Annotated in this window: 20 protein-coding genes and 2 pseudogenes; 4 read left to right on the forward strand and 18 right to left on the reverse strand. The window is 71.0% G+C overall.

Annotated elements, in window-relative coordinates; all coding sequences use genetic code 11:
• Window positions 1-17 precede the first annotated feature (17 nt).
• On the forward strand, window positions 18-1,202 hold the full coding sequence (locus AB0J90_RS22375) for an ROK family transcriptional regulator (protein WP_363598733.1): 1,185 nt from the start codon (window positions 18-20) through the stop codon (window positions 1,200-1,202).
• 23 nt (window positions 1,203-1,225) lie between these two features.
• A complete protein-coding gene (locus tag AB0J90_RS22380; RefSeq protein WP_363598735.1) occupies window positions 1,226-1,513 on the forward strand; it encodes a DUF1707 domain-containing protein in 288 nt (95 codons plus the stop codon).
• Here AB0J90_RS22380 and AB0J90_RS22385 read toward each other — a convergent pair.
• Together AB0J90_RS22385 and AB0J90_RS22390 are read right to left on the reverse strand one after the other, a co-directional pair.
• Window positions 1,503-2,045, reverse strand: a complete 543-nt coding sequence (locus AB0J90_RS22385; protein WP_363598737.1) for a GNAT family N-acetyltransferase — start codon at window positions 2,043-2,045, stop codon at window positions 1,503-1,505. The two genes, AB0J90_RS22380 and AB0J90_RS22385, sit on opposite strands and share 11 nt — an antisense overlap.
• On the reverse strand, window positions 2,042-2,629 hold the full coding sequence (locus AB0J90_RS22390; protein WP_363598739.1) for an XRE family transcriptional regulator: 588 nt from the start codon (window positions 2,627-2,629) through the stop codon (window positions 2,042-2,044). The genes AB0J90_RS22385 and AB0J90_RS22390 overlap by 4 nt, the downstream gene beginning before the upstream one ends.
• 111 nt (window positions 2,630-2,740) lie before the next feature.
• Here AB0J90_RS22390 and AB0J90_RS22395 point away from each other — a divergent pair, with 111 nt between their 5' ends.
• Window positions 2,741-3,418, forward strand: a complete 678-nt coding sequence (locus AB0J90_RS22395; protein ID WP_363598741.1) for a GNAT family N-acetyltransferase — start codon at window positions 2,741-2,743, stop codon at window positions 3,416-3,418.
• Between the two features lie 74 nt (window positions 3,419-3,492).
• Here the strand turns inward: AB0J90_RS22395 and AB0J90_RS22400 are convergent.
• The 6 genes and pseudogenes from AB0J90_RS22400 to AB0J90_RS22425 all read right to left on the reverse strand — a co-directional run.
• A pseudogene (locus AB0J90_RS22400) lies at window positions 3,493-3,666 on the reverse strand (DUF397 domain-containing protein); the annotation flags it as partial.
• 47 nt (window positions 3,667-3,713) lie between these two features.
• Window positions 3,714-3,836 (reverse strand): annotated as a pseudogene (locus AB0J90_RS22405) (XRE family transcriptional regulator); the annotation flags it as partial.
• Window positions 3,837-4,075: 239 nt separating this feature from the next.
• Entirely contained in the window at window positions 4,076-5,359 is a 1,284-nt protein-coding gene (locus AB0J90_RS22410) for an MFS transporter (RefSeq protein ID WP_363598743.1), read from the reverse strand.
• Window positions 5,359-6,015 carry a winged helix-turn-helix domain-containing protein gene (locus AB0J90_RS22415; RefSeq protein ID WP_363598745.1) on the reverse strand — a complete coding sequence of 219 codons (657 nt, stop codon included), beginning with the start codon at window positions 6,013-6,015 and terminating at the stop codon, window positions 5,359-5,361. Before AB0J90_RS22415 ends, AB0J90_RS22410 begins: the two co-directional genes overlap by 1 nt.
• 134 nt (window positions 6,016-6,149) lie before the next feature.
• On the reverse strand, window positions 6,150-7,565 hold the full coding sequence (locus tag AB0J90_RS22420) for a hypothetical protein (protein ID WP_363598747.1): 1,416 nt from the start codon (window positions 7,563-7,565) through the stop codon (window positions 6,150-6,152).
• A complete protein-coding gene (locus tag AB0J90_RS22425) occupies window positions 7,552-8,097 on the reverse strand; it encodes a SigE family RNA polymerase sigma factor (RefSeq protein ID WP_363598749.1) in 546 nt (181 codons plus the stop codon). Before AB0J90_RS22425 ends, AB0J90_RS22420 begins: the two co-directional genes overlap by 14 nt.
• Window positions 8,098-8,304: 207 nt before the next feature.
• On the opposite strand from AB0J90_RS22425, the gene AB0J90_RS22430 reads away from it, so the two are divergent.
• Entirely contained in the window at window positions 8,305-8,736 is a 432-nt protein-coding gene (locus AB0J90_RS22430) for a hypothetical protein (protein WP_363598751.1), read from the forward strand.
• A gap of 10 nt (window positions 8,737-8,746) precedes the next feature.
• Here the strand turns inward: AB0J90_RS22430 and AB0J90_RS22435 are convergent, their stop codons facing one another.
• From AB0J90_RS22435 to alr, 10 genes are all read right to left on the reverse strand, one after another.
• Complete coding sequence (locus tag AB0J90_RS22435) at window positions 8,747-9,946, reverse strand: cytochrome P450 (protein WP_363598753.1); 1,200 nt, start codon at window positions 9,944-9,946, stop codon at window positions 8,747-8,749.
• 216 nt (window positions 9,947-10,162) lie between these two features.
• Window positions 10,163-11,167 (reverse strand): TerC family protein, encoded by a 1,005-nt coding sequence (locus tag AB0J90_RS22440; RefSeq protein ID WP_363598755.1) that lies wholly within the window; start codon window positions 11,165-11,167, stop codon window positions 10,163-10,165.
• A gap of 385 nt (window positions 11,168-11,552) precedes the next feature.
• The gene (locus tag AB0J90_RS22445; protein WP_326563035.1) at window positions 11,553-11,807 is read right to left on the reverse strand and encodes a hypothetical protein; all 255 of its coding nucleotides are present in this window, start codon (window positions 11,805-11,807) and stop codon (window positions 11,553-11,555) included.
• Between the two features lie 31 nt (window positions 11,808-11,838).
• Complete coding sequence (gene tsaD / locus AB0J90_RS22450) at window positions 11,839-12,885, reverse strand: tRNA (adenosine(37)-N6)-threonylcarbamoyltransferase complex transferase subunit TsaD (protein WP_363598757.1); 1,047 nt, start codon at window positions 12,883-12,885, stop codon at window positions 11,839-11,841.
• Window positions 12,878-13,315, reverse strand: coding sequence for a ribosomal protein S18-alanine N-acetyltransferase (gene rimI / locus AB0J90_RS22455; protein WP_363598759.1), 438 nt, complete (start codon window positions 13,313-13,315; stop codon window positions 12,878-12,880). The genes tsaD and rimI overlap by 8 nt, the downstream gene beginning before the upstream one ends.
• Entirely contained in the window at window positions 13,312-13,989 is a 678-nt protein-coding gene (gene tsaB, locus AB0J90_RS22460) for a tRNA (adenosine(37)-N6)-threonylcarbamoyltransferase complex dimerization subunit type 1 TsaB (RefSeq protein ID WP_363598761.1), read from the reverse strand. Before tsaB ends, rimI begins: the two co-directional genes overlap by 4 nt.
• A 117-nt stretch (window positions 13,990-14,106) precedes the next feature.
• The gene (gene ung / locus AB0J90_RS22465; RefSeq protein ID WP_363598763.1) at window positions 14,107-14,793 is read right to left on the reverse strand and encodes a uracil-DNA glycosylase; all 687 of its coding nucleotides are present in this window, start codon (window positions 14,791-14,793) and stop codon (window positions 14,107-14,109) included.
• A 105-nt stretch (window positions 14,794-14,898) separates the two neighbouring features.
• The gene (tsaE, locus tag AB0J90_RS22470; RefSeq protein WP_363598917.1) at window positions 14,899-15,381 is read right to left on the reverse strand and encodes a tRNA (adenosine(37)-N6)-threonylcarbamoyltransferase complex ATPase subunit type 1 TsaE; all 483 of its coding nucleotides are present in this window, start codon (window positions 15,379-15,381) and stop codon (window positions 14,899-14,901) included.
• 107 nt (window positions 15,382-15,488) lie between these two features.
• Window positions 15,489-16,604: an alpha/beta hydrolase gene (locus AB0J90_RS22475; protein ID WP_363598765.1), complete on the reverse strand. Its 1,116-nt coding sequence runs from the start codon at window positions 16,602-16,604 to the stop codon at window positions 15,489-15,491.
• Window positions 16,601-17,758: an alanine racemase gene (gene alr, locus AB0J90_RS22480; protein ID WP_363598767.1), complete on the reverse strand. Its 1,158-nt coding sequence runs from the start codon at window positions 17,756-17,758 to the stop codon at window positions 16,601-16,603. The genes AB0J90_RS22475 and alr overlap by 4 nt, the downstream gene beginning before the upstream one ends.
• Window positions 17,759-17,764: the final 6 nt, after the last annotated feature.

Here is a 17,764-nt window from a genome sequence, read left to right on the forward strand (position 1 = left end):
AGTGATGTGAACGACCGATGCGCGCCGGGCCTAGCCAGGAGGAAGTCCGCCGCCAGAACCTGGGCGCGCTGCTCCGCTACGTCCACGTGCACGGCGCGACCTCGCGGGCGGAACTCACCACCGCGCTGGGGCTCAACCGCAGCACGATCGGCGCGCTGACCGCCGAGCTGACCGCCGCCGGCCTGGTCAGCGAACGGGCACCACGGGAAACCGGCCGGGCCGGACGACCGTCACTGGTCGTCCGGCCCGAGTCCGCACGGGTCTACGCGTACGCGTGCAGCATCGAGGTGGACCGGCTGCGGGTGGCACGGGTCGGGCTCGGCGGTGTGGTGCTCGACCGCCGGGAGGTGGCCCGACCACCGGACGTGCCCGCCGAAGAGGTGGTGCCGGTGCTGGCCGGCTTCCTCAAGGAGATGCTCCAGGCGGTGCCGAAGGGTTCCGTCTACGTCGGTGGCGGCGTCGCGGTCTGCGGCATGATGCGGGGCCGGGACGGTGCGGTGCACGTACATCCGCCGACCGGTTGGGTCGACGGGTCGCTGGGCCCGGTGCTCACCGCGGACCTGGACTCGAACCGGCCGATCCTGGTGAACCGGGCGGCCGACGTCAGCGCCCTGGCCGAGCACACCCGGGGCGCGGCGGCCGGTCTGGACAACGTGATCTACCTGCACCAGGACGTCGGTGTCGACGCCGGCATCATCGTCGGCGGCCGGCGGTTGACCGGTCACGGCGGCTTCGGCGGCGAGGTCGGTCACATGGTGGTGCATCCGGGCGGCCAGCCGTGCGGCTGCGGCTCACGCGGCTGCTGGGAAACCGAGATCGGCGAGTACGCGCTGCTCCAGGCCGCCGGCCGGGGCGGCGCGATCGGGCACGACGCCGCCCGCGCGGTGGTGGAGGCCGCGGCGTACGGGGACGCGAGCGCGAAGACCGCGGTACGGCAGGTCGGCGACTGGCTCGGTTTCGGTGTGGCGAACCTGATCAACATCTTCAACCCGGACGTGGTGATCTTCGGCGGGCCGCTGCGGGACATCTACCTCGCCGCCGCCACCCAGGTACGCAGCCGGCTCAACGCGATGGCGCTGCCCGTACCGCGCGACCACGTACGGCTGCGGACCCCGCAGTTGAGCGAGGAGGCGGTGCTGATCGGTGCCGCCGAACTGGCCTTCGAGCAGTTGCTCGCCGATCCGCTGGATGCCACCGCCTGACTTCGGTGCGTACGCTGTCCTTCGTGGACGTGCAGATGCGGGCTTCCGACGACGACCGGCAGCGAGTGGTCGACAACCTGCAACAGCACACCGCCGCGGGCCGATTGACGCTGGACGAGTTCACCGAACGCCTCCGGGTCGTCTACTCCGCCCGTACGCTGGCCGACCTGGCCGAGATAACCCGCGACCTGCCCGCGACGCCGGCACCGACGCCCGCCCGCAGGGGCAGCCGGCGTGATCTGCTGCTCATCCTCGCCGTCGCGGTGGTGACGCTGATCCTGCTGGACGTCTTCATGGAGATCACCCGCTGATCGGCGGCAGCACCTTGAACATCACCCTGGTGGCCTCCAGCACGCCCCGCGTCGACAGCGCGTATCCGGGGATGGCACCGGCGGCCTGGTAGCCGATGGTCCGGTAGAGCAGCTCACCGGCCGAATCGGTCACCGTGTCGAGCACGAGCAGGCTGCGACCGTACTCCCGGGCCACCTCCTCGACCGCGGCCATCAGCGCCCGTCCGAGCCCGGACCGGCGCGCGGCCGGATGCACCAGCACCTTGCCGACCTCGGCGCGGTGGCGGCCGTTGGCCGGCATCGCGAGCATGACCTGCGCGGTCCCGGCGATCCGCCCGTCCTGCCTGGCCACCAGCAGCACCCGGACACCGGGCACCAGCGAGCCGCGTACGTCCTCCCAGTAGCGACGTGCGTCGGCCGGGCTGAACGGGGGCACGAAACCGACGCTCGCACCGGCCTCGACGCAGGCGTGCAGGATCTCACCGAGTCGGTCGAGGGTGTCGCCGTCCAGCCCGCTCGCGTCGATCCGCTCGACCGGCGTCGCCCCGCTCACGGCAACACCAGGGTGAGTACGTAGCGCGCGGGCGTCGGGCCGGGGCAGTCGAACCGGGACGTGCCCCAGAGCCGGAACCGCAGGCTGTCCCCTGGTTCGAGGTCGTGCGTCTCACCCTGCACGGTGAGTCGCAAGCTGCCCTCCAGTAGCCAGAGGTGCTGTTCCAGACCGGGTACCGGCGGATCGTCGTAGTCGATGGTGGCGCCGGCCGGCAGCGTCCCCTCGATCACCTCGGCCCGCAGGCCGGCGTGCGGGGGTGACACCGAGCGGCGCCGGAAGCCGGTGGTCGCATCGGTCCAGACCGGTTGGTCGGCCGCACGCACCAGCCGCGCCGGTTCCGACTCCACCTCGCTGAGCAGCCGCGACAGCGTACGCCGGTAGACCGTGCAGAGCTTGCCCAGCAGCGACGCGGTTGGGCTGATCTCGCCGCGCTCGATCCGGGACAGCGTCGACCGGCTCACCCCTGACCTTTTGGCCAGCTCGTCCAACGACCATCCGTGCTCGCCGCGCAACCCGGCGAGCCGGGCCGCCAGCCGCGCGTCCGCAGCGTCGAGCTGCGCCTCGACCTGATCAACCTCTCCCATATTCGGGAAGATATCCCATAACTGAGACGGAGGCCAGCGTACGGTGGCGGCCGTCGCTTCGCCGATGCCCGGTTCAGCGGCGCCGGTCGCGGCCTTGGTCTACTGGCGGCCATGAACGACACGGCGGAGCGGCTTCCGGACCTGGTCCGACGTTGGCAGGCAGGGTGGCGGCTGGCGCGGGGTCTGGCCGCCGCAGAACTGACCGAGGACCTCCTCCAGGTGCGCTTCGGCCTGCCCCACCGCCACCTGGAGTTCGTCGCCCTGCGCGCGGACGAGGCGCCCGGACCGCTTGCTCGGCTGGCTGAGCGGGTCGCCGAGGCGACCGAGGTCAACTGGCTCACCGTCCCGACCAACGAGCCCGAGCGGGCCACCGAGATCCTGCGGGCGGCCGGGCTGGAGGTGCCGGCCGAGCCGGAATGGCTGATGTCGGTCGACCTCACCCGGCATCCCCGTCCCGCACCCGCCCCGCCGTACCGGCGGGAGGTCCGGGTCGACGGCGCGGTCATCGCGGTCACCATCACCGACGGATCCGGTGCCGAGATGGCCGCCCGAGGGTGGGCGGCCTTCACCGGCACCGACGCGGTCGCCGACCGGATCGAGACCTCGGCCGAGCACCGTCGCCGGGGACTCGGCAGCGCGATGATGGGATCGCTCACCGAGGCTGCCATGACCCAGGGCGCCACCACCGGCCTCCTAGTCGCCAGCGTCGACGGGCAGCGGCTCTACTCGTCGCTGGGCTGGGAACGCCGGGCGTACGTCCTGATCGGCCGGAAACCCTCGGTTGGTTGAGCGTTCTTCTCGAACAGCAACAGCGCCCGCTCCCGGAAGCCGGGACGGGCGCTGTTCGTTCGATGCCGGATCGGTTACGGCCGGCGGGTTGTCAGCTCGGTGACGAAGGCCCGCCAGGCGTCGGGAGCGAAGGTCAGGGTGCCGCCGTCGCGGTCCTTGGTGTCCCGGACGAAGACCCGACCGGGGAGGCTGTCCGCGACCTCGACACAGTTACCGGCGCCGTCGGCAGACCGGGTCGACTTCCGCCAATGTGGAGTGTTGGTCCTGGGGTCACCCTCAGCTTCGTGATGAGTTCCAACGAGGCTTGCTCGGAGAGAGCCGCTCCGAGCAAGCTATCCCACTTGCGCTTGATGAGACGGGTGAGATCAGGGTCGTCCACGACCTGACCACGGGCTACGTTTTCTAGGTAGATGACCAACTTGACGCCCGGTTCCTCGGTTGGATCTCCGGCCCGTTTCCCGGTCGTCGCCTGCGATCAATCTGACTCGCTCGCCAAATTCCTACTAACGTGTTTTCTCTTACATCGAAGATGCTGTGCGCACATCATCTTTGATGTACGTCCTTTCCGCATTACTGCCGCGATTTCCCGGCGCAGGCGCAGGCGCGAAACAGGCGCGGACGTTGACCACGATCACGGACCGGCGAGAGCAGACGCGATCAGGCGTCGGACGGGACCCGGTTGGCGGGTTGGGGCGGGACCGCTGAGCGCTCCGGCGCCGGCCGCTCGTCCATGGTCCGCCAGACCGGGCTGAAGAACGGAAGCAACGTCACCATCAGGTACGCGAACCCGAAGAGCAGGCAGGCCGCCGGCAGCGCCAGCCCGGTGACCGCCGCACCGCCCAGCAGGCCACCGAGCGGAATCCCGGCGAACGAAACGGCGCGCGACAGCCCGAGCACCCGGGCCCGGAGCCGTTCGGGAATGCGTTCGTAGGCGAGTGCACCGAAGATCGGATTCACCGCGGCGATCGACACCCCGGCCACGAACGAGACGACGTAGATGGGCCAGAGCCGGTCGGTGACGGCAAACGCGACGAAACGCGGTGCGCCCGCGATCAGGAATCCGACCGCGAACACCCAGAACCGGGGAATCCTCGGCGCCACCACGGTGAAGACCACGTTGCCCAGCACCGCGCCGACCGCGAACGCGGCGGAGAGGAAGCCGAGGGCGACCGGGGAGCCGATCACCTCGCGGGCCCAGACCGGGGCGAGCACGGTGCCGTACGCCGCGTCCGCGAGATTGGTCACGAAGACCATGAGCAGCATTCCGCGCATCAGCGGGTTCTGCCGGATGAACCGCAGCCCGGTCCGCAAGGCCAGGAGATACGGCTCCCCCTCGCCGTCGCGCTCCTGCTCGCGCGCTGCCGTCGAACCGGCACGCGGTATCGCGAACGTGATGATCAGCGCGCCGACGGCGAAGGTCGCGGCGTCCAGCAGCAGCACCGTCGGCGCGTCCAGCGCGGCGATGAGCAGGCCGGCGAGCGGGGCGCCGAGCAGCGTCGCGAGCCGGCCGAGTCCGTCATGCAGGCTGGTGGCGCGGGTCAGCTCCACCCCGGCGGCGGCCACCGTCTCCGGGAAGATGACCTGCTTGGCCGAGTCGCCGAATCCGCGCAGCAGCCCGGCGACCGCGACCAGCGCGGTGAGCACACCGAAACCGAGCAGGTCGGCGCGGTACAGCAGCGGTACGGCGACAACCGCCGCCGCACTGCCCAGGTCGGCGACGATGCTCGTACGGCGGGCGCCGAGCCGGTCGATGAGCGGCCCGCCCAACGCACAGGCCAGCACGTACGGCAGCATCTCGGCGAACGCCACCACGCCGGTCTTCGCCGCGCTGCCGGTGGAGACCAGGGTGAACCAGGGCAGCGCCACCATGCTCATCCGGCTGCCGACCAGTGAGATCGCCTCGGCGGTCAGCAGCCCGGTGAGCGGCGTACGCCGGCCCATCAGGCACCGTCCCCGGTCGAACCATCGCCATCGCTATCGCCGGTCGAACCACTGCCACCGGCACCGTCGTCCCCGGTCGAGCCATCGTCGTCGGGGCGCCGGGTGAACGGCAGGATCTGCACCTGGAGGATCACCGGCTCGGCGTCGTCCGGCGTCGGAACGTCCGGGTGGTTGCGACGGTAGCGCTCGGCCAGTGCGAAGACTTCGGCGTGCAGTTCGGCCGCTTCCGTGGGAGTCAGCCGGAGCCGCCAGTCGCTGAGCGTGCTCACGCCGATCCATTCCGGCGGGATCGCCACGGCCTCACCCAGCCACCGCTCGACCTGGTCGGCGTAGGCCGCCGCGACCGCACGCACGTACGTTTCCGCGTCGGCCGGGGCACGAGTGATCGTCTCGGAGTCGAGCGTGGTCGTCTGGTGCGCCGCCCGCCACCAGCGTTCCCGCCCCACCCCGCGCTCCGGGTCCTCGACCACGAACCCGTACGTGGCGAGTTGGCGCAGGTGGTAGCTGGTGGCGCCGGTCGACTGGCCGAGACGCTCGGCAAGCCCGGTCGCGGTGGCGGGACCGTGCTCGCGTAATGCTCCGAGCATCCGTACCCGCAGTGGATGGGCGATGCCGCGCAGCGAGCGCGGGTCGAGCCTGATCCGATCCTCAGACATGTTTGCAAAGCTAGCCTTGCAAAGACTTCTTTGCAATAGGTCCGTCAATTCCCGGACTCCAACCGAGGCAAAGACCCAGCCCGGGGCAGAGACTCAGACCGAGGCGTGATTTCGGACCGAGGGCGGGCTCGGGGTCAGACACAGCTCCAGCGGAACGCGACCGGCAAGTCGCTGCCGACGTGGTGCAGGACGCTGCCTATCTGCTGGCCGTTGTCGCTGATCACGACGGTGATCGGTGCGTCCGTGTTCCGGTCGAAGCCGTCCGCTAGCGGCATCACCAGGAGCCGGCTGTCGGTGGCGAGCGCCGGCGCGACCCTGCCGGATCCGTCGACGACGTAGCCACCGACCCAGCCGTACCGGTTCACCGAGGTCACGAACTTCAGCGACAACGGCCGCACCTCACCGGTACGCAGGTTCCACCGTCCCGCCACCATCCCTCCCTCGGTCGGGTTCAGGTAGGAACCGATCACCCAACCGTTCCGGATCGACTCGATCGAGACATCCGGTCCGTACCCGGGCGGCGTGGCAAGTTCGCGGACCGAACCGTCCGGCGCCCAGACCAGACCGCGTGCACCGTTCAATAACGGATCCTTGGCGTTGGCGCCGACCCGTGCCAGCGCCTTCGACACGCTCCTGCCGACCACCGTGCCGTCGTCGTCGATCCCCGCGACGGTCACGAGGTCCGCGTTCGGCGGCGCGGCCAGTACACGCACCGCGTCCGGGTTCTCCCCCGGCCAGACCACCTGCCGCAGGTCGTAGTTCCTGCCCAGCACCTGCCCCCGCTTGGCCGCCAGGAGGTCGCCCGGGGCAGCGTACGGATTCATCACGTCGCCGGAAGCGGCACCCGCCGGAGCGCCGGGCTCCATCGGGCTGGCGACCGGCGCGCCGGGGCCGACCAGAGTGCCGCCCTGGACCGTGCCGAGGATGTCGCCGCGCTCGTTGATCCCCACCACGGCAAAGGGCAGCCCGCCGCCCGTGGGTAGGTTCTCGAAGGTGTCGTCCCGGTAGGCCCAGGCAATGGATCTGCCCTTCTCCGCCGGGGCGACGTAGCCGTCACCGGCGACATCGCCGCGTGAGTTGACCACCAGGTGGGTCGGCCGCTCGACCGGCACCTTGAGCGTCGTGAGCTGGCCCCGGTCCCACCGGACCACGAAGGACTGCCCACGCTTGTCCGAAGCCGTGCCGACCAGGAACCGGCCGGTCGGATCACCACCGAGCACCTCGCTGCGGACCGTCATGTCCGGAAGCGGCAACTCGCGTGCTGTGCAGGAAGCCGGCTCCAGCGGAATGTCCTCCGGCTGGGCCGCCCCGCCCGTCGCCACCGAGCGCTGCTGCTCGGGGCGGTTGGCCAGGTCGACCACCACCGGTACGGCGGCCACCGCCCCGAGCGTCACGAGCGCGGTTGTCGTGGCCGCGACCAGCCGTCGGCGTCGGGCCCGCCGTCGGCCGTTTAGTACCAGCGCGCCGATATCGACCCGGGACGGCGGGGGCGTGTCGTCGGCCAGCATTCCCAGCAGCGACCGGGCCGACTCGTCGTCATACTGGCGCAACTACTCGACCCCCTTTCACACCGCGCGGGTCCCAGGCCGCCAGCGTCTCCGCGCCGAGCAGTCGCCGCAGGGCAGCCAACCCGTGCGAGGTCTGGCTCTTGACCGTGCCGGGCGAGCAGCCGAGCAACTCCGCCACCTCGTCCACCGGCAGATCACAGAGAAACCGCAGTACGAGCACGGCCCGCTGGCGCTTCGGCACCCGGCTCAGCGCGTCCCGCAGCACCGCCCGGTCCTCGACCCCCGGCCCCTCCGGAGTGATCCGCTCCGGCACCGAATCGGTCAGGTCGACCCGGGAAGACCAGGCCAACCGCTTCTCGCTGAGGAACGCCCGGACCAGCATGGTCCGCACGTACGCGTCGGGGTACTCCACCGCGCGCACCCGGCGCCACTGCACGTAGAGGGTGGTGAAGGTCTGCTGGACGAGGTCGTCGGCCCGGTGGGCGTCACCACAGAGCAGGTACGCGATCCGCTGCATCCGGGCGAGCCGGGCAGTGACGAATTCGACGTACTCCTGCTCCAGTTCCGCCTGCACGCCGTGATCCCTCCTGTGGATACCGCAGAGTCAAGTCGGTCGGGGTAGCGATCGGTTGTATCGGAGTACGCGGCAGCGACGCACATCACACCTGCGCGCCGGCACGGGTACGACCAGGGGCTCGACCGGCTTGCTCCGGTGGACAACCCTGTCTGTAGTTGGTGTGTCGCCGGGGACATCGGCGACGGACGAGGACGGGGGGCTGTCATGTCCAGGTACCTGGCGATGGTGGTGATCGGGGTCGGCATCGGCATCGGTGTCGGCGCCATGACCGACGGCGCGGCCCACGGCTACGCCTGGGCGGTACTGCTCGTGGGCCTGGCCCTGCTCCTCGTCCGGCCCGGGACGCGGCCAGCCGCGCTCGGCGTCCCGGACGAGCCCCCGGGCACCCGGCGCGAACGCGAGCCCCGGCCGACGCTCACCGGGCTCGGGCCCCGGGTCGGGGAGATCCTGAGGCTGGCCGAGCAGCAGGCCGAGAACCAGGTTGCCAAGGCCCGTCAGGAGGCCGAGCGGATCCTGCGGGACGCCCGGGTCGAGGCGGACAAGATCCTCGCCCGGGCCGCCGACGACGCGGGCCCGCGATCCGGGTACGCCGCGCCCCTGGCCCCGGAGGACGGTTCAGCCGAGGGCCACCGCTAGGGCGGTCGGCTCAGCCGAGGGTCACCGGTAGGGCGCTCAGCCCGCGCAGCAGCAGACCGGGCCGCCAGCCGATCTCCTCGACCGGCACTGCCAGTCGCATCCCGGGGAACCGGCGGGACAGGGCATGGAATGCGATCTGCCCCTCCAGCCGGGCCAGGGGCGCGCCGAGGCAGTAGTGGATGCCGTGCCCGAAGGCCAGGTTCGGGGTCGCGGGGCGGTCCAGGTCGAGCTGGTCCGGCTCGGGGAAGCGCTCGCTGTCCCGGTTCGCGGACAGGAGCGAGACCAGCACGAACGCGCCCTCCGGGATGGCCACCCCACCGATCTCGGTCGGCTGGAGGGCGGTACGGAAGGTGGCGCTCTGCACCGGACCCTCGTACCGCAGCAGTTCCTCGACCGCGTTCGGGATCAGCTCGGGCTCGGCCACGATCCGGGCCCAGCGGTCCGGGTCGGACAGCAGCAGCACACTTCCGTTGCCGATCAGGTTCACCGTGGTCTCGTGCCCGGCGATCAGGAAGAGGTAGACCATCGAGATCAGCTCGTCGTCGTAGAGCCGGTCGTTGTTGTCGTCCCGTACCGCGATCAGCGCGGAGAGCAGGTCGTCGGCGGGATGCTGGCGCTTGGCCACCAGCAACTCCCGGATGTACCCGACGATCGCGACCAGTGCCGGCGGCAGCCCGGCCGGATTCACCGGCCCGGTCACGATGGCGTCACTCCACCGGCGGAAGGCGTCCTGGTCCTCCGCCGGTACGCCGAGCAGTTCGCAGAGCACCTGGATCGGCAACGGGAAGGCGAAGCTGTCGATCAGGTCCAGCCGGTCGGTGCCGGACATCTGGTCCAGCAGCCGCTCGGCCAGTTCCTCGATCCGGGGCCGCAGGGCGGCCATCCGCCGGGCGGTGAAAGCGCCGGAAACCAGTCGCCGGATCCGGGTGTGGTCGGGCGGGTTGATGGCGAGCATGTGCCGGCCCACCGCCCGCGCCACGTCCGGCGGCACCATCTCCCGGTAGGAGAAGCCACCCGCGGAGGTGGTCTTGCCGAGCTTGGGGTCGCTGAGCGCCCGCTGGGCGTCGGCGTACCTGGTCACCAGCCAGGCGGTGGCACCGGTGGGCAGGGCCAACTCGACCACCGGGCTGTCCCGGCGCAGCGTGGCCAGCACCTCGTGCAGATCGGCCTTGGCGGACTCGAACGGATTGATCGCGGCGCTTGTTGTCATTTCTCGCTCCCCGTTTCCCGATCGCGGTTCCGCGGCCGGAAATTCATCCTCGCCGCAGCCGCCCGCGTTGTCGAGGCACCACCGACCCGTCCGAGCCGGTACGGTCAGCGGCCGGCGGTCCATAGACGGCCGTCGGGCCCGTCCCGGTGGTGACACCCGGACGGGCCCGACAGATCCGTTGCTATCCGACCGGGGCGGTCAGCCCCGGCCCCGCCGTCACGGCGTGCCGACGTCGGCCAACTCCCGCTTTCGGTCCTTGGATGCCTTGAGCAGGCTGGCGATGGTGGCGATGATCAGTGAGCCGAGGATGACGGTGAGGGAGAGCCAGATCGGGATGTGCGGTGCCCAGCCGACGTGGTCGCCACCGTTGATGAACGGCAGGCTGTTGTCGGCGAGCGCTTCCAGCACCAGCTTGACCCCGATGAAGCCGAGCACCACCGCCAGGCCGACGTTGAGGTAGACCAGCCGGTCGAGCAGGCCGCCGAGCAGGAAGTAGAGCTGGCGCAATCCCATCAGTGCGAACACGTTGGCGGTGAAGACCAGGTACGGCTCCTTGGTCACACCGAAGATCGCCGGGATGGAGTCCAGCGCGAAGATCAGGTCGGTGGTGCCGATCGCGATCAGGACCAGCAGCATCGGGGTGAACAGACGCTTGCCGGTCTCGCTCATCACCGTGAGCTTGGTGCCGTTGAAGGAGTTCGACAGTGGTAGGTGCTGCTGGCTCCAGCGGACCAGCGCGTTCTCCTTCACGTCCGCCGCGTCCATCTCGCCCTGCCGGAGGAAGCTGATCGCGGTGTACACGAGGAAGGCGCCGAAGATGTAGAAGACCCAGGAGAACTGCGACACCAGCGCGGAACCGGCGGCGATGAAACCACCGCGCATCACCAGCGCGAGCACGATCCCGATCAGCAGTACGGTCTGCTGGTACTGCCGCGGTACGGCGAACCGTCCCATGATCACGACGAACACGAAGAGGTTGTCGATCGAGAGGCTGTACTCGGTCAGCCAGCCGATGTAGAACTCACCGGCGAACCTGCCGCCGGAGGTGGCCCACACCCCCAGCCCGAACAGCACCGCGAGTACGACGTAGAAGCCGACCCAGAGGCTCGACTCCTTGATGCTCGGCTCGTGTGGCCGTCGACCGATGATCAACAGGTCGAGAAGAAGCACACCGACCAACACGACCAGCGTGATGATCCAGGTGAGCGCGGAAACGTCCATCGAAACCTCCGGCAGGCACGGGACATCGCCGACCGACCTGGACCCTGAGCGGGCCAGACTGGAGGGCGATGTGGCATCTGGTGACTGTCGGAGGTCTTTTCCGCCACCGAGCCGCGGGAGCTTAGCCCCTTGGGGTGACCGATGGCGCCGGGTTTCTCCCCGGCTGGGCCGGATGTCCACCGTGCTGACGACACCACCGTCGGGGAATACTCCCCTCCTTGCATCTATTGTTGCCCATCAGCCGCCCCTCGCGTCAAGATTCCACCCGCCCGGCGCCGGTTCGAGCACCCCGTACGGGCCACCCAGTACGCCCGGTGGCAGCCAGGTACAGCGTACCTGACCAGGCAAAACGCGTACGCGGAGCGGGTTGTGGCGGGGGCAGGGCTCAGCGGTCGACCTGAGCGAAATCCCACACATGCGGCGGGCGGGCCATCAGCCGAGCGGGCGGCTCGGGGAGGTCGAGCGGGCTGCCCCGCCACTTCGAGATGACCACCAGGCGGTTGTCGGTGGAGGAGAAGACCTCACTGGACATGTGCAACGGGTGATGGTCGAACTCCGGCAGCGCGGTCTCGGTGACCCACACGATCAGGTCGGCGAATCCGGCCGGCTCCGCGCGTGCCTCCCACATCCGCACGATCACGTCCGCCATCTCCGTTCCCTCTTCCCTCGCACTACACGCTCACCACGGTCAGGGGCATTGCCGAATCGGCGGGCAGGTCCAGCCGGCTCGGCGCGACCCCGGCGGCGACCAGGTGCGAACCGAGCGCCGCCACCATCGCGCCATTGTCCGTACAGAGTTTGGGGCGCGGGACCCGCACGGTGATGCCGTACTTGGCGGCGCGTTGCTCGGCCAGCACCCGCAGTCGCGAGTTCGCCGCCACCCCACCACCGATCACCAGCGTCTCGATGCCCCGGCTGCGGCAGGCGTCGATCGCCTTCGCGGTCAGTACGTCACAGACCGCCTCCTGGAACGAGGCGGCCACGTCGGCGACCGGGACCGGCTCACCGGCCCGCTGCTTGGCCTCCACCCAGCGGGCCACCGCCGTCTTCAGCCCGGAGAAGGAGAAGTCGAACCGATGCGCGGCGAGATCCTTCGGGGCGGTCAGCCCGCGCGGGAAGCCGATCGCCGCGGCGTCGCCGGCCCGTGCCTCCCGGTCGATCGGCGGCCCGCCCGGAAACGGCAGGCCGAGCAGCCGGGCCACCTTGTCGAACGCTTCACCGGCCGCGTCGTCGATGGTGGCGCCGAGCGGCGTGACCCCGGTCGCCAGGTCGTCCACCAGCAGCAACGACGAGTGCCCGCCGGAAACCAGCAGGGCGATCGCCGGCTCGGGCAGCGGGCCGTGCTCCAGGGTGTCGACGGCGACGTGTGCGGCGAGGTGGTTCACCCCGTACACCGGTTTGTCGGCCGCGACCGCGTAGCCCTTGGCCGCGGCGACCCCGACCAGCAGGGCACCGGCCAGGCCCGGACCGGCGGTGACCGCGATCGCGTCGATGTCGGCCAGGGTCACGCCCGCGTCGTCCAACGCCCGCTGCATCGTCGGCACCATCGCCTCCAGGTGCGCCCGGCTGGCCACCTCCGGCACCACCCCACCGAACCGGGCGTGCTCCTCGACACTGGACGCCAGCGCGTCCGCGAGCAGCGTGTGCCCGCGTACGATGCCCACCCCGGTCTCGTCGCAGGAGGTCTCGATCCCCAGGATCAGCGGTTCGTCAGCCATCTCGCATCATCACCAGCGCGTCGGTGTTGCTCGGTTGGTAGTAGCCCCGGCGGATCCCCACCGGCTCGAAGTCGTACGCCGCGTAGAGCTTCTGGGCGCCGGGATTGTCCACCGCGACCTCCAGCATCGTCTTGCGTACGCCGCGCCGGGCCGCCTCGGCCAGCAGCGCCTCCAGCAGGGTCCGGCCGATACCGCCCCGCTGGACGTCCCGGCGGACCGCGATGTTCTGCACCCAGGCTTCGTCCGGCGTCACCGCCAGCCCGGCGTAACCGACCAGCGCCCCGGCGTCGTCCAGCGCCACCGCGTAGTAGTGGCCGCTGGCCAGCTCGTTCCAGAACATGCCCGGCGACCACTGCTCCTCACCGAAGAGGTCGGCCTCGATCGCCAACACGTCCTCGATGTGCCACCAGCGGAACCGGGTCAGCCTCACGGCAGCACCGACTTGTGGCCGGTCGCCGCGACCGCGTCCGGCCGGCGCAGGTAGAGCGGGACCAGCCGTTCTCCGGGCGCACCTGCGCGTACCCGCTCGGCGGCAAGCTCCGCCAGGGCGTACGCGGACGGGTAGGTCGGTTCGGCCGGCACCGGCAGACCGAGGATGTCGGCGTACCGCTGGGCGCCCTCGCCGACCGCGACGCTGACGCCCAGCTCGGCCACCCGCCCCGCGACCACGGCGGGAGCGTCGACGGCCGGTCCGGCCACCCGCTCGCCCGCCTCGTCGAACGCCGCCCAGTAGATCTCCCGGCGCCGCGCGTCGCTGGCGACCAGCACCCGCTGGCCGGCGCCCGCGTCGCGGCCGAGCGCGTCGAGGGAACCGACACCGTAGGTCGGGATCGACAGCACCTGCCCCATGGTGGCCGCGGTGACCAGACCGACCCGCAGGCCGGTGAACGGCCCGGGCCCGAGGCCGGCCACCAGCGCGGTCAGGTCGGCCGGACGGGCACCGGCCTCGGCCAGCACCGCTTCGATCGCCGGGGCGAGCAGCTCACCATGCGCACGCGCGTCCACCGCGCGGCGTTCGGCGCGCAGTACGACCCCGTCGGCCGTCACCTCCGCGAGCGCCGCGGTCACCGCCGGGGTCGATGAATCCAGCACGAGTACGAGCACCCCAGAACCCTAGCGGGAGCGCGATTACCGCCCGTCACGACCCGGCCGACTGCCATCTCGACACTTCCGGTGGCCGACGGGTGAGCCGGCCGGGATCGTCGGCCCCGTGCCGGCGGTTCAGCCGGCGGTCCGTTCCCATTCGATGGTGGGCTGGCCGGCGTCCGCGAGGGCCTTGTTGGCGGCGCTGAACGGCCGACTGCCCAGGAATCCGCGCGGATTCATCGGGCTGGGGTGACCCGCCTCCAGCACCACGTGCTGCGGGTTGGTGATCAGTTCCCGCTTCTTGCGCGCGTAGCCGCCCCAGAGCAGGAAGACCACCCGCTCGGAGCGGGCGTTCAGGGCCGCGATGGTGGCGTCGGTGAACGCCTCCCAGCCCTTGTTCGCGTGCGAACCCGGGGTGGCCTGCCGGACGGTGAGCACCGCGTTGAGCAGCAGCACGCCCTGGGCCGCCCAGCCGGAGAGGTTGCCGCCACGCGGGGCCGGCACGCTCAGGTCCTCGGCCAGCTCCTTGAAGACGTTGCGCAGCGACGGCGGCACCGCCACCCCGTCGCGCACGCTGAAGCTCAGCCCGTGCGCCTGACCCGCCTTGTGGTACGGATCCTGGCCCAGGATCAGCACCCGGCAGTCCTGCGGCGCGCACAGCCGGTACGCCGAGAACAGGTCCTCGACCGGCGGGAAGACGGTCTGGGTCGCGTACTCGGCGGCGACGAATTCGGCCAGCTCGGCGGTGCGGGCCGGGTCGAGGTGCGGCTCCAACACCGTGCGCCACTCGGTGGGCAGCAGGGCAGGCAGGTCGAGGGTCATCGGTCACCTTTCGGGGATGGCTGGAACACACCGTTCGGCATGGCTGGTCGGCATGGCTGGACACTCGCCCGCGACTCTAGAAGCCCGGTACGACAGCGGATCGCGCTAGAGGGTGGTGAGGCGTTCGGCCCAGTCGCCGCCGACCGGCACCAGCTCGATCCGGCGGGAATCGTCGTCGCGCCGGTCGATCCGTACCCGCAGGTGGGCGTCGACCAGTTGCTCGACCAGGCCCTCGCCCCACTCGACCACGGTGACCGCGTCGTCCACCGAGGCGTCCAGGTCCAGGTCGTCGATCTCGGCCCGCGGGTCGACCGCCGCACCGAGCCGGTACGCGTCCGCGTGCACCAGCGCCGGCCGGTCGGCCCGCCTGCGGCCGACACTGTCCGGGTCGGGCCGGTGCACCCGGGCGATCACGAACGTGGGCGAGGTGACGTCGCCGAGTACGCCGAGACCGGCCCCGATCCCCTGGGTCAGCGCGGTCTTGCCGGCACCCAGCGGCCCGGTCAGCACCAGCAGGTCGCCGGCGCGCAGCAGCGCGGCCAGCCGACGCCCGAAGGCGCGCGTGTCCTCCACTGTGGACAGCTCCACCACCGGGTTGCCTGGGTCGCCCGCCGGGTTGGTCGGGTCGCCCGCCAGGTTGGTCTGGTCGTCCGCCGGGTCGCTCGGGAAGGCCGCACTCGCTCGATCTGCCGCGTTCATCGGGCCAGTCTGTCAAGGAAGCCCAGCAGGGCCGCGTTCACCTCGTCCGCGTGTTCGAGCATCACCACGTGGCCACCGTCGGGGACCTTGACGTACTCGGCGTCGGGCAGGCGGCGCAGGATCTCCTCCGAGTGCGTCACCGGAGTGATCATGTCCTGGTCACCGACGATGACCAGGACCGGAGTGTTCTTCAGCGCCGACAGCGCCGGGTAGCGGGCGTGGGTGTAGAGGGTACGCAGATAGCGCGCGACGGTCTCGGCGGTGGTGCCGGCGTTCATCCGCTCGACGTACGAGACCAGGGCGGGGCTCGGGTTCGAGGTGCCGAAGCCGTACCTGCGGGTGAGCAGCCAGGCCATGTTGGCCGACGCCTTCCGGGCCCGGTCGATCATGCCGCCGGTGAGCTTGGTGGCGTTGTTGACCAGCGGCAGCAGCGGGGTGCCGATCCGCCCGATGATCGCCGGCAGGCCGATCTTGGTCTCCTCCAGCAGCCCGCCCGAGGTGGCCATCAGCACCGTGCCGACCACCCGGCTGTCGAACATCTCCGGATACCGCTCGGCGAACGCCATGATGGTCATACCGCCCATCGAGTGCCCGACCAGCACGAGCGGGCCCTCCGGCACCAGGTGGTCGATAACCGACCGGAGCGTCTCACCGAGCGCGGGCAGCTCGTACTCGCCGGATTCCAGCTTGCCGGAGCGGCCGTGGCCGGGCTGGTCGTAGAAGAGCATCCGGTGCTGGCCGTGCGCGGCGACCGCCTTGCGCTGGAAGTGGAAGGTGCCCATGTCGAGGCAGAAGCCGTGCACGAAGACCACGGTGGGGCGGGACGGGGCGGTCGGGTCGCTGACCTCGACCACCTCGACGTGGATGTCGGTGCCGTCGGCCGTTTCGACGGTGCACGCGCTGTCGTACGGCAACTCGCCGAAATCCTCCTCCGCGTACGGGTCGTCCGGTACGGACTTCGCCCGGCGGACCACCGCCCGCTCGGCGGCCAGCCCGGCTGCCACACCCGCCGCGGCCACACCGACCGCCGCACCCAGGATCCCGGCCGCCCGCGCCAGCCCGGAGCGCGGTACGCCCCGACCGAGCCTGCTCCGGGTACCCGTTCGGCTCACCGGGACACCTCCGGCGTGACGGTCACCGGCCCGGTCGGCACGGGTGCGCCGTCGTAGATTCGGGGCACCCGGACGCCGCCGAACCGGGTGACGATCTCGTAGTTGATGGTGCCGGCCGCCTCGGCCCAGTCGTCGGCGGTGGGGCCGCCGTCCGTACCGTCGCCGAACAGGGTCGCCACGTCCCCGGCGGCCACCGGGTCGTCACCGCAGTCCAGCACGAACTGGTCCATGCAGACCCGGCCGGCGATCCGGCGTACGCGTCCGCCGAGTTGGACCGGGCCGGTGTTGGAGGCGTGCCGGGGCACCCCGTCGGCGTAACCGAGCGGCACCACGGCCAGCGTGGTCTCCCGCTCCGTGAAGTACGTGTGCCCGTACGACACTCCGCTGCCGGCCGGCACCCGTTTGGTCAGCATCACCCGGGCACGTGCGGTCATCGCCGGACGCAGCCCGTACGTCTCACCTGCCACCGGCGACAGGCCGTAGACGGAGACGCCGGGGCGTACGAGGTCGAAGTGGGTGTCCGGGCGGGTCAGCGTGGCGGCGGAGTTGGCCAGGTGCCGGTAGCGGGGCCGGATCCCGACCCGCTCGGCCAGGGCGAGCGCCTCGTGGAAGACGGCGAGCTGCCGGTCGATGGTCGGGTGGCCGGGCGCGTCGGCGTAGACGAAGTGGCTCCACACCCCGACGACCTCGATCAGTCCGTCGGCCTGGGCCTTGGCTGCCGCCTCGACCAGGGCCGGCCAGTCGTCGATGACCGCGCCGCCCCGGGACAGCCCCGTGTCGATCTTGAGATGGACCCGGGTCGGCCGCCCGGCGAGCTGACCAGCGTTGATCATCTCACCGAGCTGGTCCAGGCTGGCCGCGCTCAGGTCGACGTCGGCCGCCACCCCTTCGTGCAGCGGCAGCCCCGGCGCGAGCAGCCAGGCCAGCACGGGCGCGGTGATCCCGGCCCGACGCAGGGTCAGCGCCTCGTCCAGGGTGCAGACACCGAGCCAGTCGGCTCCGGCGTCGAGTGACGCGTACGCCGCCGGCAGCATGCCGTGGCCGTACCCGTCGCCCTTCACCACCGCCATCAGCTCGGCGGTCGTTCCGGCGCGCAGCCGGGCCACGTTTTCCCGGATCGCGTCAAGGTCAACGCGCAACTCAGCCTGCCACATGAGGCC

The organism is Micromonospora sp. NPDC049523 (assembly GCF_040676775.1).
Taxonomy (GTDB): domain Bacteria; phylum Actinomycetota; class Actinomycetes; order Mycobacteriales; family Micromonosporaceae; genus Micromonospora_G.

Excerpts from the sequence above, each read along its gene's own strand:
- tsaD (WP_363598757.1), bottom strand. The coding sequence starts at position 12,885 with ATGGCTGACGAACCGCTGATCCTGGGGATCGAGACCTCCTGCGACGAG.
- AB0J90_RS22395 (WP_363598741.1), top strand. The coding sequence starts at position 2,741 with ATGAACGACACGGCGGAGCGGCTTCCGGACCTGGTCCGACGTTGGCAG.
- ung (WP_363598763.1), bottom strand. The coding sequence starts at position 14,793 with ATGACCCTCGACCTGCCTGCCCTGCTGCCCACCGAGTGGCGCACGGTG.
- AB0J90_RS22375 (WP_363598733.1), top strand. The coding sequence starts at position 18 with ATGCGCGCCGGGCCTAGCCAGGAGGAAGTCCGCCGCCAGAACCTGGGC.
- AB0J90_RS22390 (WP_363598739.1), bottom strand. The coding sequence starts at position 2,629 with ATGGGAGAGGTTGATCAGGTCGAGGCGCAGCTCGACGCTGCGGACGCG.
- AB0J90_RS22440 (WP_363598755.1), bottom strand. The coding sequence starts at position 11,167 with ATGGACGTTTCCGCGCTCACCTGGATCATCACGCTGGTCGTGTTGGTC.
- AB0J90_RS22415 (WP_363598745.1), bottom strand. The coding sequence starts at position 6,015 with ATGTCTGAGGATCGGATCAGGCTCGACCCGCGCTCGCTGCGCGGCATC.
- AB0J90_RS22410 (WP_363598743.1), bottom strand. The coding sequence starts at position 5,359 with ATGGGCCGGCGTACGCCGCTCACCGGGCTGCTGACCGCCGAGGCGATC.
- AB0J90_RS22430 (WP_363598751.1), top strand. The coding sequence starts at position 8,305 with ATGTCCAGGTACCTGGCGATGGTGGTGATCGGGGTCGGCATCGGCATC.
- AB0J90_RS22435 (WP_363598753.1), bottom strand. The coding sequence starts at position 9,946 with ATGACAACAAGCGCCGCGATCAATCCGTTCGAGTCCGCCAAGGCCGAT.
- alr (WP_363598767.1), bottom strand. The coding sequence starts at position 17,758 with ATGTGGCAGGCTGAGTTGCGCGTTGACCTTGACGCGATCCGGGAAAAC.